Origin of the sequence: Sphaerisporangium rhizosphaerae (assembly GCF_042665155.1) — a bacterium.
GTDB classification, from domain to species: domain Bacteria; phylum Actinomycetota; class Actinomycetes; order Streptosporangiales; family Streptosporangiaceae; genus Sphaerisporangium; species Sphaerisporangium rhizosphaerae.
In genome coordinates, this window is the sequence record NZ_JBHTCG010000006.1 from 1 (window position 1) to 16127 (window position 16127).

General features: G+C 69.3%; 7 protein-coding genes. 2 read left to right on the forward strand and 5 right to left on the reverse strand.

Translation table 11 applies throughout. From position 1 onward, the window contains the following. From ACFQSB_RS10765 to ACFQSB_RS10775, 3 genes are all read right to left on the reverse strand, one after another. Positions 1-4837: type I polyketide synthase (locus tag ACFQSB_RS10765; RefSeq protein ID WP_380825970.1), on the reverse strand; the 4837-nt coding region annotated here is incomplete at its 3' end. Beyond that, entirely contained in the window at positions 4837-7734 is a 2898-nt protein-coding gene (locus ACFQSB_RS10770) for an AMP-binding protein (RefSeq protein WP_380825972.1), read from the reverse strand. The genes ACFQSB_RS10770 and ACFQSB_RS10765, both read right to left, overlap by 1 nt. Before the next feature lie 132 nt (positions 7735-7866). After that, positions 7867-8115 carry a hypothetical protein gene (locus ACFQSB_RS10775; protein ID WP_380825973.1) on the reverse strand — a complete coding sequence of 83 codons (249 nt, stop codon included), beginning with the start codon at positions 8113-8115 and terminating at the stop codon, positions 7867-7869. Positions 8116-8485: 370 nt separating this feature from the next. Here ACFQSB_RS10775 and ACFQSB_RS10780 point away from each other — a divergent pair, with 370 nt between their 5' ends. Together ACFQSB_RS10780 and ACFQSB_RS10785 are read left to right on the forward strand one after the other, a co-directional pair. Then, positions 8486-9466, forward strand: a complete 981-nt coding sequence (locus tag ACFQSB_RS10780; protein ID WP_380825974.1) for a helix-turn-helix domain-containing protein — start codon at positions 8486-8488, stop codon at positions 9464-9466. 109 nt (positions 9467-9575) lie between these two features. Beyond that, positions 9576-10676, forward strand: coding sequence for a hypothetical protein (locus tag ACFQSB_RS10785; protein ID WP_380825976.1), 1101 nt, complete (start codon positions 9576-9578; stop codon positions 10674-10676). Between the two features lie 216 nt (positions 10677-10892). Here ACFQSB_RS10785 and argS read toward each other — a convergent pair whose 3' ends face one another. Then, positions 10893-12653 carry an arginine--tRNA ligase gene (gene argS / locus ACFQSB_RS10790; RefSeq protein ID WP_380825978.1) on the reverse strand — a complete coding sequence of 587 codons (1761 nt, stop codon included), beginning with the start codon at positions 12651-12653 and terminating at the stop codon, positions 10893-10895. 116 nt (positions 12654-12769) lie between these two features. After that, positions 12770-15844, reverse strand: a complete 3075-nt coding sequence (locus ACFQSB_RS10795; RefSeq protein ID WP_380825979.1) for an AfsR/SARP family transcriptional regulator — start codon at positions 15842-15844, stop codon at positions 12770-12772. Between the last annotated feature and the right edge of the window lie 283 nt (positions 15845-16127).

The window sequence follows — 16127 nt, forward strand, 5'->3', positions numbered from 1 at the left end:
CACCGGTACCACCAGTGACCAACGTCGTCCCATCGACCGGCCACACCACCTCGGCATCCTCACCGCCCACCTGGCCGGCTTCCCCAGACGACGAGATTCCACCCTCCGGGCCAGGCGATGCCAGGTGGGTCATCCGGGACACCCACAGCCGGCCCCCGCGCACCGCCACCTCCGGCTCACCACAGGCCAGTGCCGCCGCCACCGCGTCGGTCACCTCGTCACCGCGTCGGCCCAGCGAGGCACCGGCAGGCGCCACCTCACCGGGTGCCGTCTCGGTGTCGCTTTCCAGATCGACCAACGTGATCCGGCCCGGCTCCTCCGACTGAGCGGCCCGCACCAGCCCCCACACCGCCGCCTGCGCCGGATCCGGAACCTCCCCATCGGCCACGGCCACCGCACCCCGGGTCACCACCACCAACCGGGCGTCAGCTCTCGTTTCACTGGTCAGCCACTCGCGCAAGCGGGCCAGCACCGAACCCACGCCACGGCGCAGGCGGTCCAGCGTCCCACTGTCGGCGGATCCGACCCTGGCCCACTCGGTGGCATCGATCACCAGATCCGCGCCAATGCCACCCGACGACACCGTCACGTCCATCGGGCGCCACACCACCTCGTGCAGCCACTGGTGCGCCGCAGAGCGCGAACTCGACCACTGCGCGGGCACCGGGCGGTAAGCCAGCGACGTCACCGTGGCCACCGGCCGGCCCACAGGGTCGGCGAGGTCGAGCCGAACCCCGGATTCCTCGTCCGGGCGCAGCCTGACCCGCGCCGCACGCGCCCCGTCGGCATGCAGTGACACCCCGCGCCAGGCGAACGGCAACGCCGTGTCCTGCTCGTGGCCGGGCAGCAGGTCGGTGGCGTGCAGGGCCGCGTCGAGCAGCGCTGGGTGCACGCCGAAGCCCGTTGCCTCCACCCCGTCGGCCAACGCCACTTCGACGAAGACCTCCTCGCCGCGGCGCCAGGCTCGGGTGAGGCCGCGGAAAGCGGGGCCGTAGTCGTAGCCGCGGTCGGCCATCGCCGGGTAGAGGCCCGTGATGTCGAGCGGTTCGGCACCCAGCGGTGGCCAGTCGGCGAACTCGTGTGCCGCCGCCGAGCCGGGAGCCGGGACGGGGGAGAGGATGCCGGTGGCGTGCCGTAGCCAGACACCGTCTTCGCCGATGGAGTGGATCTCCACGGGCCGCCGCCCGTCCACGGCGGATCGGCCGGCGACCACCCGGATCGTCACCTGACCCCGGCTCGGTAGCTCCAGCGGGGCGTGCAGGGTGAGTTCGTCGATGGTGGGGCAGCCGACCTGGTCTCCGGCGCGCAGGGCCAGTTCCACGAAGGCGGTGCCGGGCAGGATCGGGGTGGCGTTGATGGCGTGGTCCGCCAGCCAGGACTGAGCGGTGAGCGACAGCCGGCCGGTCAGGATGGCGCCGCCGTCGGGCTGCTCCACCACCGCACCAAGGATCGAGTGGTCGGCGGCACGCAGACCGAGCGCGGCCGGGTCACCGGCCGGAGCCGCCTGCAGCCAGTAACGGCGATGCTGGAAGGGGTAGGTGGGCAGATCCAGGTCACCAATACGGGCCCCGGCCGGTCCGGTCGTTCCGGCTCCGGTGGTCCAGGATGGCCAGGCGGTCCAGTCCACGCCGGTGCCGCAGGTCCATGCCTGGCCCAATCCGGCGACCAGTTGCGCGGTCTCGTCCCGGTCGCGGCGCAGCAACGCCACCACCGAGGCAGGCTCCGCGTCTTTACCGGCACCGCCGGCACCGTGGACCTGGGCGTGGTCGCCGTCTCCACCACCGGTTCCGTCGAGGTGCCGATCACCGGCGTTGTCGTGGTGGGCGAGGGTCTGCTCGATCATGGGCGCCAGCTGGGCGTCCGGGCCCGCCTCGATGAAACAGCCGACCCCCTGCCCGCGCAGCGTGGTGACCACATCGGCGAACCGCACCGGCCGGTGCACATGCTCCACCCAGTACCCCGGCTCGGTGATCTGCGACCCGGCCGGCCGCCCACTCACCCCCGACACCAGCGCCACAGTCGGCGAATGGAACACCAACGACGCCGCCACCGCGGCGAACTCCTCCAGCATCGGCTCCATCAACGGCGAATGAAACGCATGCGACACCCGCAACCGCCGGGTCCGATACCCCTGCTGCCGCGCCCATTCCACGACCTGCTCCACCTGATCGGCGGCGCCGGAGACCACCACCGAACCCGGCGCGTTCACCGCCGCCACCGCCACCCGGCCGTAATCGGCCAGCACCGGGGCAAGAACAGTTTCACCGCAGCCGATCGCCGCCATCGCCCCACCGGCCGGCAACGCCTGCATCAACCGGCCACGAGCGGCCACCAACCGGCACGCGTCCGCCAACTCCAACACCCCGGCCACATGCGCCGCGGTGATCTCCCCCAGCGAATGCCCGGCCACAAAGTCAGGCCGCACCCCGAACGACTCCAACAACCGGAACAACGCCGTCTCCACCGCGAACAACCCAGCCTGGGCGAACACCGTCTGATCCAGCACCCCACCAGCAACAGACCCGCCAGACTCGCCGGTCTCACCGGTCCGGCCGAGGATGATCTCGCGTAGGTCCAGCCCGTCGGCCAGGCCGGTCACCACCCCGGCAGCGTCGATGGCGGTGAGTTCGTCCTCCAGCAACGCACACGCCTCATCGAAGGCGCGGGCGAACACCGGGAAGGCCGCATACAACTCCCGGCCCATCCCGACCCGCTGAGCACCCTGACCGGAGAACACCACCGCAACCCGGCCCGACCGCACCCGACCCACCACCGCAGCCGAACCCAGAACCCCGCCAGCCAACCCACCGGCCGTCAACCCACCGGCGGCCAACGTCCGCAGTCCGGCCAGCAGACCCTCCCGGTCCGCCGCCGGCAGCACCGCCCGGTAATCCAGGGCGGCCCGGCGCGCCAGCGCGGCGGCCACCTCCACCGGACCAGCCGCCTCATGCCCGGCGACGAACTCCGCCAGCCGACCGGCCTGCGCCCGCAACGCCGCCTCGCTCTTGGCCGACACCACCACCGGCACCGGTATCGGCGCGGCGGCGTGGTCGCCCTCGAGTGCGGTGGCCGTGATGCCGTCCCGCTCCGCCGACTCCGCCCCGGCCCACGCTTCCTCGCCGGCGGGCACGACCGTTCCGCCGCCGGCCACCGACGGCTCCTCGACAGGCGGCTCTTCCACGATCACGTGCGCGTTGGTGCCGGAGATGCCGAACGACGACACCCCGGCTCGGCGCGGCCGGCCCTCGACCCGCGGCCACGGCCGGGCCTCGGTCAGCAGCTCCACCGCTCCACCGGACCAGTCCACCTTCGATGAGGGCGCGTCCACGTGCAGCGTCTTGGGCAGCAGCTCGTGCCGCATCGCCAGGACCATCTTGATCACACTGGCGATGCCGCCGGCCGCCTGGGTGTGACCCAGGTTCGACTTGGCCGAGCCCAGCCACAGCGGCGACCGCCGGTCCTGGCCGTAGGTGGCCAGCAGCGCGTGCGCCTCGATCGGGTCCCCCAGCGCGGTGCCGGTGCCGTGCGCGTCGACCGCGTCCACATCCGCGGGCTCCAGCCGGGCGGCCGCCAGTGCGTCCTGGATGAGCCGGCGCTGCGCGGGACCGCTCGGCGCGGTCAGCCCGTTGGACCTGCCGTCCTGGTTGATCGCGGTGCCGCGCACCACGGCCAGCACCCGGTGCCCGTGGCGGCGGGCCTCGGAAAGCCGCTCCAGGACCAGCACCCCGACACCCTCGGAGAACGCGGTGCCGTCCGCGGCGTCGGCGAACGCCTTCACCCGGCCGTCCGGGGCCAGCCCCCGCTGCCGGCTGAAGGCGGTGAACATGCCCGGGCTGCCCATGACCGTCACCCCGCCGACCAAGGCCAGGGAGGACTCGCCGGAGCGTAGCGAGGCGCAGGCCAGGTGCAGCGAGACGATCGCGCCGGAGCACGCGGTGTCCACCGTGATCGCCGGCCCGCACAGGCCGAGCAGGTAGGCGAGCCGGCCGGAGATCACACTGGGCGCGTTGCCGGTCATCAGGTAGCCGTCCAGGCCCTCCGGCGCCTGGTGCACGCGCACGCCGTACTCATGTACCTCGGCGCCGAAGAACGAGCCGACGGGCCGGTCGCGCAGCGACGTCGGGTCGATTCCCGCGTGCTCCAGCGCGGCCCAGCAGGTCTCCAGGACCACCCGCTGCTGCGGGTCCATGGCCAGCGCCTCGCGCGGGTTGATGCCGAAGAAGTCCGCGTCGAACCCGGTCGCGTCGGGCAGAAAGCCGCCCTGATGCACGTAGCTCTTCCCCGGGGCGTCGGGGTCCGGGTCGAACAGGTTCTCCAGATCCCAGCCGCGGTCGGTGGGAAAGTCGCCGAGCACCTCGCGCTCCTCGGCGAAGATCCGCCACAGTCCCTCGGCGGAGTCGACGCCGCCGGGGAACCGGCACCCGATGCCGACGAGGACGACCGGGTCGGCGTCGGCGTCGGGCGTGACGTCCAGGACGTCCGCGCGGCCCGTGGCGGGCTCCGGCACGGGCAGACCGAGTACGGCGGCGCGGACGTAGTCGGCGACCAGCTCGGGCGTGGGGTAGTCGAAGGCCAGGGTCATCGGCAGCGTCACGCCGGTGGCGGTGACCAGCCGGTCGTGCAGGTCCACCGCGGCCAGGGAGTCGAGGCCGAGTTCGCGGAACGGCCGGTTGGAGGTCACCTCGGCCAGCTCGCCGCCCTCCACTCCGCGCAGCGCCTCCCTGGTCTCCCGGTGCACCAGTTCCAGGAGCACCCGGCGCTGCTCCGCGGCGGGCAGCTCGTCGAGGCCGTCGAGCTCGGCCTCGGAAGGGCCGCCGTGGTCTCCTGGGGTTGCCATCATGCGCTCCGGGGGTCGGGGTTTCGCGGCGGGTCGTAGACGCGTTGGCGTTGCAGCCGGGAGACGGAGACGATCTCGTCTCCGCGGATCACCACTTCGGTGGGCGCGGGGCGGCCGAGGAACAGCGACAGGCTGGCGGTGAGGCCGTAGGCGCCCGCGTGCGGGATGGTCACCAGATCGCCGGGGGCCGGGTCGGGCAGTTCGACCTCGCGGGCGAGCAGGTCGCCGGGTGTGCACAAGGGCCCGGCCAGCGCGGCCCGGCGGCCGGGCACGGCGTCGTGCGTCGTGCCGCCGTTCGGTGACGCGGGCTTGACCTGGACCGGGAGCAGCCGGCCGAGCCCGGACATGCCGCCGAACGCGTTGATCCCCGCGTCCAGGATGACGAAGGTGCGGCCCCGGCTCTCCTTGACGTTGACCACGCTGCAGTGCAGCTCGCCGCAGTCGGACACCAGGTACCGGCCGGACTCACAAGCGATGCCCGGCCGGCCGTCCCGCCACTGCGGCAGGTACTTGTCCAGCGCCTCTTCCAGGCCTTTGCGCAGGTTCGGGTAGGCGGACCGCGTACCGGGCACGCCGTACGGCGCGGAGAACCCGCCGCCGAGGTCCACCAGCTCGAGTGGTTCGCCCAGGATGCGCTGCACCTCCGCGGCGACAGTCACGGTGTGCTGGAACTCGCCGAGCAGGCTGTCCTCCTCCGCGGCGTTGCTGAGCGGGAAGAAGTGGGCGCCGATGATCCGGGTGCCCGCGACCGCGCGCATCGCGGCCACCTGCGCGGGCAGCTCCTCCATGTCGTTGCCGAACTGGGAGGGGGTGCCGGTCATCCGGATGCTGGTGGCGGCGGCCGCGGTGGCGCTGTTCACGCGCAGCAGGCATTTGGCGACGGTGCCCTGCGCGGTCGCCGCGGCGCCGACGTGTTGCAGGTCGGTGAGCGACTCCACGGAGAACAGCCGCACGCCGGCGGCGAGCGCTTCGGCCAGTTCCCCGGCGGTCTTGCCGGGCCCGGTGTACAGGCAGTCCGCGCCGGTGAACCCGGCGGCCAGCGCGGCGGCCAGCTCCCCGGTGGAGCTGATCTCCGCACGGCAGCCGCCGCCCGCGGCCGTACGCAGCGCGCCGGCGACGTCCGGGTGGGGGTTGGCCTTGAGCGCGTAGTAGATCGTCGTGCCTTCCGGCATGAACTCGGCCAGGTCCCGGTGCGCCGCGGTGACCCGGTCCAGGTCGTACACGTAGAGCGGGGATCCGAAGCGGCGGACCAGTTCCTCACGGGTGATCTTCGGAGGCGTGCGGAGGGGCTCCGCCTGCCGGGCCGCGTCCGTGGGCACCGAGTCCGCGAGCGGCTCCCGGGGACGGGGCGCGGCGGGACGTGCTTCCCGTGCGTGCATGTCGCGCAGCCGGTCGCGGGCGTACTTGCCGTGCGCGGACCGCGGGATCTCCGGGATCACCCGGCAGATCGCGGGCACCTTGGCGGGCTCCAGCCGGGCGGCCAGTTCGCGGAGGACGGCGTGGGGTTCCAGCTCCGCCCCGTCGGCGGCCTCGACGAAGATCGCGAGATCGTGCTCACCGTCCGGGGGCAGCGCGGCGGCCGCCCGGACCCCGGCGATGTCGAGCGCCGCCGCCTCGATCTCCACGGTGCTCATGCGGATGCCCTTGCGTTTGAACATGTCGTCCCGGCGTCCGTCGAAGTAGAGGTATCCGTCCTCGTCGAGGTGGCCGTAGTCACCGGTGTGCAGGCGCTTCTCCCCGGTTTCCGGGTCGAGGCGGAACGTCTTCGCGGTCACCTCGGGGTTGCGCCAGTACCCCGGCATCACGTGCGGGCCGGTCACCACGATCTCCCCGGTGGTCCCGGTGGGCACCGGGTTCCCGTCGGCGTCGAGGATGCGGACGACGGTGCCGGGCAGCGGCCGTCCGACGGAGTCCGGGCGCTCGCGCTCCTCCTCCGGAGGCATGACGGAGATGCGCTTGCACTCGGTCTGGCCGAACTGGCGCACCACCCGGGCGCCGGGGAAGTGGGTCCGCAGCGCGTCGATGGTGGCGGCGGGCAGCGCCGCGCCGGTGTTGGTGAACAGCCGCACCCCGTGGGTGGGCTCGGCCTGCCGCTGCGCCGAAGCGATGATCATGTTGGCCAGCGAGGGCACGATCGGGACCACCGTCGCCCGGGTCTTGCGGAGCCGGTCGACCAGCCGCAGGTCGGCGCCCGCGTCGGCGAAGACCAGCTCGGCGCCCACGGCGCAGGTCATCAGCAGCTTGTACAGCCCGTAGTCCCAGGACATCGGGAAACGGCAGAAGACCACGTCGTCCGGGCGGTAGTCCAGCGCCTCGACGAGCGCCACAGTGGCGAAGCAGACCTGGGCGTGGGGGAGGATCACCGCTTTCGGCTCCGCCGTACTGCCCGAGGTGTACACCAGCGCGGCCAGGTCCGAGGGGGCGATCTCGCTCGGCACGGCCACGCGCGCCCGTCGGCTCGCGAGCTCGGTCACCTCGTCCCAGACCTCTTCGAAGTCGTGGACCGGTGCGCCGGTGAGTGCGCGCACGGCGCCGGGTTTCCCGCCGGCGGATTCGACGATCACCAGCGCGGGGTCGGCGTTCTCGAGCACCGAACGCAGGTGGAAGCTTTTCATCGCCGGATTGAGCGGCACGAAGACGGCGCCGTGACGGGAGACGCCGAAGAACAGCGCCGCCAACCGGCGGTCGGTGGGGGCCTGAACCACCACTCGCGTGCCCGGGCCGACGTTGTGCCCGGCCAGCCAGCGGTCCACCGCGTGGCTGATCGTATCCAGTTCGTGATAGGTCCAAATCCCGGTGGAGTCCCTCACTGCCGGCGAATCGGGAAACTCCGCGGCGCTTTGGTCGAGAAAGTCGTGGATGAATGTCCCGTTGTATATCGGTCGGTTATTCCGCATAATCGACGATCTCCCTCAGGCGGCAGAGATCAGGCTAAGTCGGGGCTCCCCCCCCAGATGTACCCCTAGCCGCCCCTAACGCCGGGGTCGGTCGCCTACTCACAATGCCAGTAATTGTGGGCGTTTCACCGATCAGGTGGCGGCGGCGTCGCTCGCGGCGTAGGGGCCGCACCCGCCGGACCTCGGGCGGCGGATGACGCCGCTCCAGCAGCGCCGCCGCATCCGGGGCGGCCGCGGCGGCGCCATGGGCGGAATCGCCTCACCGGTGATGCCGAGCGCTTCCCGGCCGGTAACCGGCACCCGCGACCCCTGGCAGGAGGCCGGCAGCACATCGGCCGGCTCGGCGGTGGCCGCGATGAGGTGTTCGCAGTCGTCCGGCACGGCATTGGCTCTCGGCAGGGCGCATCCGCCGGCACCGGGAGTTCCGCGAGTCGAGGGGCAAGTTTATCTACAACCCGCCAGGGCGTGCTTCATTTAGAAGTACTTAGAAATGTCCGGAGTCACATTTACAATATCGCCATCCATCGCTAACCTGCTGACCGCAGGGGAAGAGTCCATGATCCTTCCGCCGTGGAGATGACATGGACACGCGTATTCCGGAATCCACGTCGTCATATCGCGGAGCTCAGACCCCCCTGACTTGTATCGGTGACCGGATCGAAGCAGCCTCCATGCCGAGTACCAGGCGCGACCGCTCGCGTCGACGTGGCAATTGGCGGAGTGTGTAGGGGAAATCAGCACGATGATGGATATGAATTCGCAGGGGCCGGGGTGTGCCTCGGGCCCATCGATGAACCGCCCGGCGGTCACCGCAGACGTCGATCAGCTGCGAGAACTGCTGGAGCAGCATTACCCGTATTACTACCTTCATGTTGTCAGGTCGCACCCGCATGGCGCTCGATACCAGCTTCTCCACCGGGGAAAGATCGGTCTGTACACCGCGTCATATGGGGCAGAGATTCGTACCGGGACGTCGGAGTCGTTCAACTTCTATGCGATCATGCCGTTGCGAGGGGCCGGCGAGGTGACGCTCAACGGGGGGGACGTCACCGCGCCGATCTCCCTCATAGGTCCCCAGCAGAAGATCGACATGCGGTGGAGCCTCGATCACGAAGTAATGCTGATGCAGATTCCGTCGGCACTCATGCAGGAGGCGCTCGAGGCTTACCTGGGTGATCCTCCCAAGGAGCGACTGCGGTTCGAACCGGGGGTGGATGCCACCAGCGCGCTCGGTCACGCGCTGAGAATGCTGTCGTCGACCGGTACGGGGGAGACGCTGCCCTTCGCGGCCTCGAAGCTGGCCGAGCATCACTTCGAGCAGTTCCTGCTGCACACCTTGCTCTCCTCCCAGTCCCACAATTACTCCCACGAATTCGGCGAGCCCCCCGCCTCGTGGACCCCTGCCGCTCTTCGGCGTGCGACCCGCTACTGCGAAGATCACGCCGGCGAACCGATCTGTCTTGGCGACATCGCCGCCGCGGCCAGGGTCGGCGTCCGCACTCTCCAGCTCGGTTTCCGCGAGCATCTGCGGACCACCCCGATGGCCTATCTCCGTTCCGTACGGCTGGCTCACGCCCACGCCGATCTGGTCCGTATCGCCGAGACGGGCAGCCAGACGACCGTCACGGATGTGGCCCTCCGGTGGGGATTCACCCATCTCGGCCGTTTCGCGGCCCTGTACAGGCAGGCCTACGGCCGGCCTCCGTCCCGCACCCGGCAAGGACACCGGTAAGCGTGGCAGCCGCCTCAGGACAGTAGGCCTCCCGAACCGGCCACCCCTGACATTTTCCTTTTTCTTGAAAAGATCATGCTGCATCGCCGGATGCCGGTTGAATTCGCGCATGAAATTCATCCGACAGGGGGCCGTACTGGCCGCGGTCACGGTCATGACAGCGGCGGTCGCTCCCGTGGCAGCGACCGCCGCGCCAAGCTCGTGCGAGGCGCCGCCACGCAGCAGCGCGGCCTACGACGACTTCGTGCTCACGTACACGTCCGAATGCGCCACGAAGAAGAACTACGACCGGACGTTCCAGGACGTCACGGCGTCTGTTCTGGTCGACAAGCGCAACAGGCTGGCGGTCACGACGTCGACGGCGCTGGCCGGCGCCATCGCGTCGGTCAAGGTGAACGACAAGGAGTTCATCTCCAGCGGCGGCCATGGCGCCGCTTTCCAGTACGCCTTCCACGCCTGGCAGAAGGGTGAGGCGTCGACCGAGTGCTACAACCCCACGCAGGCCGGCGCTCGCCTGGACGACGTGGGCCAGCCGCCGCCCTACCACGGTCCCAGCACCAGCGCGCTTTACACCATGGCCAGGTCCGGCGGCTCCATCCGCACGGAGGTGAGGCCCGCGATGTTCGTCACCCTCGCGGACACGAAACCGGGCTGGGGCGACTGCCGCAGCGCCGACCACCAGGCCAAGCGCGTCCCGTTCACCATGGGCCTGTCGCCGTACTGGCTGCGGACCTCGATCGAGCTCGCCCCCGATCACGACGTGCCCGAGCTGGAGAACGTCTTCCGCGCCGCCGCCACGATCACCTCGGACGACGAACGACACGACCACTTCGACGGCGTCCTCGTCGCCTACCTGCAGCCGGACTTCACCAAGGTCTTCTCCTACAGCCCCGCCACCGGTCGCCTGTCGCCCAAGCCCGTGGACTCTCACACGAGCAAGGACCCCATGGTCCGTTGTACGGGCGACGGCGACTACTGCCTCGGCATGTACGTCAAGCCCGACGTTCTCGGCGACAAGGCCTACTACTACACGATGACCCGCCCGCCCACGGACTACAACGGCCACTTCGGCGAGAACACCATCCAGGTCACCACCCCCAGCGGAGTCATGGACAAGGGAGACAAGGTCAGCTACGAAACCTACGTGGTCGTCGGCAACAAGAGCCGCGTCCAACTCACCATGACCCAGCTCCACCGCGCCTTCAGGTAGTCGGTCCTCGGCCACGGGCTGCCGGTCCGGAACCGTCCCGTCACCGCCTTGAACCGCCGTCGCAGATATAGAATCGGGCCTCGCTCACCCGACGGCGAGTGAGGCTCGATCAAGGACCGCTCCTCGTCGGTGAGGTCTCCACGCGCCATGGCGAAGACCTACCAGGGGCGCTGCCTGGAGCGCGGGCAATCCCGGTGATCTCGACTCAGGACACTCCTAGAGCCGGTCGGGTGCGGCGAGTCCGAGGAGATCGAGGCCGATTCTCAGCGTGTCGCCGGTGAGCCGGCAGAGCATGAGGCGGTTGTCCCTGATCTCGGGACTGGGCGCCTTCAGCACGGGGCAGGCGTCGAAGAAGGAGGTGAAGGTCTGGGAGAGTTCGAAGAGGTAGGCGCAGAGCCGGTGCGGCTCGTAGGCGTGAGCGACCTCTTTCAGAGTCAGATCGAGATCGTCGAGCTTGAGCATCAGCGCGCGCTCCGCGGGTTCGAGAACGACTCCCTGATGCACGCGTGCCCGTGCCGTAAGGCCGGGTCCCGCCTTCCGGAGGATCGAACGGGTCCTGGCATGCGCGTACTGGAGGTAGACACCGGTGTTCCCGTTCAGCGAGACCATGCGGTCCACGTCGAAGACATAGTCCTTCGCCCTGCTGGTGGCCAGGTCGGCGTACTTGACCGCGCCGATGCCGACGACCGCGGCGATGGTCTCATGGCCGCCGGCCGCGAGGTCGCGGCTCTTCTCCCGCACCACGAGCCGCGCCCGGTCGACGGCCTCGTCCAGCAGTGAGATGAGCCGGACGGTTTCCCCCGAACGCGTTTTGAAGGGCTTGCCATCTTTGCCGAGAACGGTGCCGAAGGCGAGGTGGACCGCGTCGACCTCGTCGTTCAGCCAGCCGATGCGCTTGGCGGTTTCGAAGACCATACGGAAGTGCAACGCCTGGCGGGCATCGACGACATAGAGGATCCGATGCGCGGCGAGGGTGCCGACGCGGTGGCGGATGGCGGCCAGGTCGGTGGCGGCGTAGCCGAACCCGCCGTCTCTCTTGCGGATGATGAGCGGCAGCGGCTCGCCGTTCTGGCCCACGATGTCGTCGAAGAAAACGCAGAGGGCGCCGTCACTGACCACGGCGACGCCCGACTTCTCCAGCTCGTTCGCGACCTCGGCGAGTAAGGGGTTGTAGAAGCTCTCCCCGACGGCGTCCTCATCGGTGAGCAGTACGCCGAGCTTGTCGTACACCTCGTTGAAGTACAGCTTGGACTCGGTGACGATCTCCTGCCAGGACCGAAGCGTCTCGGCGTCTCCGGCCTGGAGCGCGACGACCCGGGTTCGGGCCCGTTCGGCGAACTCCTCGTCGGAGTCGAACTTGACCCGGGAGTCCTTGTAGAGCTGGTTGAGCCCCGAAAGGGAGCTCGCGGCGGAATTCTTCTCCCGCCGCCATTCCCCGCCGGATTCGGTGAGGTACTGGATCAGCATCCCGAACTGGGTTCCCCAGTCGCCCAGGTGGTTCTGCCGGACCACGTCCTCGCCCAGAAAGCCCAGGATCCGCGCGATCGAGTCACCGATGATGGTCGACCGCAGATGGCCGACGTGCATCTCTTTGGCGATGTTGGGTTGGGAGTAGTCGATGACGGTGGTGCCGTCGAGCGAGCGGGGGAGCCCCAGGCGATCGTCGGCGAGCCGGGCTTCGACCTGTCCCAGCAGCGCGGAGTCGGTCAAGCCGAGGTTCAGGAAGCCAGGTCCTGACACCTCGCAGGAGGCGATGAGATCGGCTCCTTCAAGGGACGCGACGACCTTCTCCGCGACTTCACGCGGGTGGGTGCGCAGCTTCTTGGCGACCGCGAGCAGCCCGTTGGCCTGCAGGTCCGCCCGGTCGGAGCGGCGCACCTGAGGATCGGCCCCCGCGTGTTCCGCGGGAAGGGCGCGGTCCATCGCGGAGAGCAACCGTGATGTGATCTGGACGGCGAGTGGAACAACCGGAGCCATGTCTTCCTTTCAGCAGAATTTCGGGACGGTCGGACTGTGCTGGCCGGCGGTATGTCCGGGGGAATCCTCGTCACCGTCCCACGACGTTCGAACGGCCGCGTGGCACGGCGCACCACTCACGACACGCCCCTGCAGTCGTCCAGGTACGCCAATGCCCTTTCGGCAGCGCCGCTGATCATCTGTTCCAGATCATCGGTGTCGCACCGGGCTTGCGGCGAAGCCGTGTCGTACGACGCCTCCCATAGCGAACACTCGTGGGAGGTGAAGGGCCAGGGCGGATATCCGGCGCGAACTCGGCACGACGCGACGCTCACGACGATGTCACGGGCCCCGGGGTCGTGCTCCTGAACGGCGATCGCCGCGACGATATGAAGGGCTCGAAGCGCCGTCGCCAGGTCTTTGCGCGTCATTGCGGCACGAATGGCCTGAGCGGCGGCCAGCCGGGCGTCATCCACGCGACCGAGTGCTCGATGGATATGCGCTTCCAGCTCGTCGAGCTGAGGCGCCAGGCAGGACCGCCGCACTTCGTCGCAGAGCGTTCTTGCTTCGTCCAGGGGCGCGACCGCCCGCGTTGCCGCACCTCGGAGCACAAGCGCCCAGGCCTTGGACAACAGGGTGTGGATCGCGGCGTCGGGGCCGAGCTCCGTACGGAGCGCGAGGACCCGATCCGCGGACTTCACCGCTTCGTCGAGCCGGCCCGCGCGAAGGTCGATCAGGGGTTGCCGACTGAGGCAGGCGGTACGCGACTCGGCGTCGGCCCCAGCGACTTCGTAGGCCTTCCTGAGTGCCGTGTCGGCTTCGGCAGCCCGATCACGCCATGCGGCGGTAGACGCCTCGACCACACGGGCGGCCACGATTCGGGACGGGTCACCGGCGTCCTCCGCGGCGACGACGGCGGCGTGCGCTCGCCGCATCGCGTCGCTGTCGAGAAGCGCGTCGGCGATGGCCGCCAGGTCGATCATGATGTCCGCTCTTCGCCGTTCACCCTCTCTGTCGCCGAGATCTGTGAGGCTCAGAGCCTTGGCGAGATGGGCTCGGGCCGAAGGGAACCGGCCTGCGACATAGGCCAGCCTTCCCGCCCAGTGATGCAACTTCGCGCGTAGATGGGGATGCAGGCTGCTCTCGTGGGACAGCGCGCACTTCGTCCAGTGCCGCAGCAGCTGTGTACGGCCGGATCCGCGATCCCACAACGGACGAGCGGCCGTGAGCAGCTCGACCGCGCGAACGACTGCGGCCCCGGATGTCCCCTCACGAAATCCCCACTCAAGTGCGGCGACGATCTCGGCGAGCTCGGGGTGAAGGGCCGAGGCGTCAGCGTGTTCCTCTGCCGACTTCGCGAGGTCCGAGAAGTAGGCGAGATGCCGATCTCTTGTCACCCCGTATTCGGTGGCGCCCAGTTCCGTGCGGCAGAAGTCACGGATCGGGGTCAGGATCCGATAGCGATAGTCGTGACCGCGGACGGGCTGGACCAGTGAGCCGTCGACCAGGTTGGCCAGAGCCAGAACCACCTGCCCGCTCATGACAGGGCCGTGGGCGCTGAGCTGTTCGGCCGCCTCAAGGGTGAAGCTTCCTGAGAACGCGGACAACTGCGCGAGGACCAGCATGTCCGTCCGGCCGAGGAGATCGAGACTCCAGCGAATGGTCGCACCCAGGGCCAGTTGATGGGGCAGGCCAGGGGCCAAGCGTTCGCCCAACGCTCCGGGGTGTTCGAGACGTGTACGCAATGCCGCGATCGGTATCGACCGCAACCTGGCCACCGCCAATTCGATGGCGAGGGGCAGTCCGTCGAGCTTCCGGCACACCTCGGCCACATCGCCGAGATCGTCCGAGAGGTCGAGCAGCGGGAACTGCTCACCGGCACGGGTGAGAAAAAGGTCGACCGCCCCGTGGCCACACATATCTGTATCGTGTGCTCCCGCGGAGGGCAGTGAAAGCGGAGAAACCTCCCACACCGTTTCGCCGGGGAGCCCGAGAGATCGACGCGACGTGATGACGAAACGAACTCCGTCGCATGATCGGCGCACCTCGTCGGTCCAGGAGGCGATGACGCCCGCCACATGCTCCGCGTTGTCGAGCACGATCAGCAGTTGCCTGCCCTGCAGCGCGGTGATGAGATCCGCCGCGGAACCGTCAGGATCACCCAGAGGCCCGAGCCTGCGCCGAATGGCGTCCGTCACCGCGTCGAGTCGCGCGGTGCCGTCCTCCCCCAGGGCGTGCCTCGACGACAGAGCGCCGAGTTCGATGACCGCGACACCGTCGCGATGGGCGTCCTGAGCCCTGGCGGCCACCTCCAGGGCCAAGCTCGTCTTTCCCACCCCACCCGGGCCGGTGAGCGTCACCAGCCGGCGCTCTCTCACGAGTTCGGTGACCTGCCGCAGTTCGTCCGCACGCCCGATCAGGGGGCCGGCGGCAGCTCGTCGCCCTCGCCAACGCGATCCAGGGGATGCCACGATCGGACGCTGCGTGAGAGCTTCCATGTTCGCGCAACGAAGCTCTTCACCAGGATCGGCGCCGAGTTCGTCACCGAGCCTGCGCCGGATCTGTTCGAAGACCACCAGCGCTTCGGCTTGCCTTCCCGCATGGTTGTAGACGCGCATCAGAGCGGCGTGGAGCGGTTCGCTCAATGGGTAGTGGCGAGCCAGGCCTTCGAGGCCTGTGACCAACTCGGCGTGATCATAGCGGTCGGGTACTCGGGCCGCGACGACCATTGCCGTGATCAGTTCCTGCTCGACGGCCGCGAGATTCGCATCCGTCCTCGGATAGTCGCTCAGGTCCTCCAACGGAAGCCCATGGAACATGGTGAGCGCCTCGGCGGGCACCGCCCCCGATCCCTCGTGCTTCGCCGTGGACAACAGGAAACGGAACCGGAGCAGGTCGAGGCTGTCCTCGTCCAGCATCAGGGAATAGCCGCCGTGCACCCTCCTGAGCATGCTGTCGGCGGTGGTTCCCGAGAGACGCTCCGGCTGCAGGAGGCCACGGAGTCTCTTGACATAGGTCTGAATCGTGTTGACCGCCGTCGGTGGCGGGGATTCCCCCCAGAGAAGAGAGGAGATCTCACTCGTGCTGACCCGGCCGCACGGGTTCAGTAACAGCGCCCCCAGGACCACCCGCTGCTTGGGCGGCCCCAGGGCGAGTTCGCACTCCTCCCTCCACGCGCGCAATGGACCGAGCACCTGAAACCGCACCCCCATGCGACAGACCCCGTCTCAGGCGGCGGGATCTGGCGAGGCGATGAAGGCACCAAGGGCATCGATCGCTAGCAGGCCGATGGTGGGGCGCATGCTGCTCCTTGCGGTTGGAAACTGAAGAGTCGGCGCTGAGACGCTTGTCGGCATACAGAGGCCACCCGGAAGGCGGTCGGGCCCTCTTCGCTCGATCGCGTCGGCGCGATCAGACATGGAGCGTAGGAGGCGGACACGACCGGCGGCTATCCAGATGGCGTCCCACAAGGTTCGTCTCTCGGACAACGCGCGG

Excerpts from the sequence above, each read along its gene's own strand:
- ACFQSB_RS10770 (WP_380825972.1), bottom strand. The coding sequence starts at position 7,734 with ATGCGGAATAACCGACCGATATACAACGGGACATTCATCCACGACTTT.
- ACFQSB_RS10780 (WP_380825974.1), top strand. The coding sequence starts at position 8,486 with ATGAATTCGCAGGGGCCGGGGTGTGCCTCGGGCCCATCGATGAACCGC.
- ACFQSB_RS10785 (WP_380825976.1), top strand. The coding sequence starts at position 9,576 with ATGAAATTCATCCGACAGGGGGCCGTACTGGCCGCGGTCACGGTCATG.
- argS (WP_380825978.1), bottom strand. The coding sequence starts at position 12,653 with ATGGCTCCGGTTGTTCCACTCGCCGTCCAGATCACATCACGGTTGCTC.
- ACFQSB_RS10795 (WP_380825979.1), bottom strand. The coding sequence starts at position 15,844 with ATGGGGGTGCGGTTTCAGGTGCTCGGTCCATTGCGCGCGTGGAGGGAG.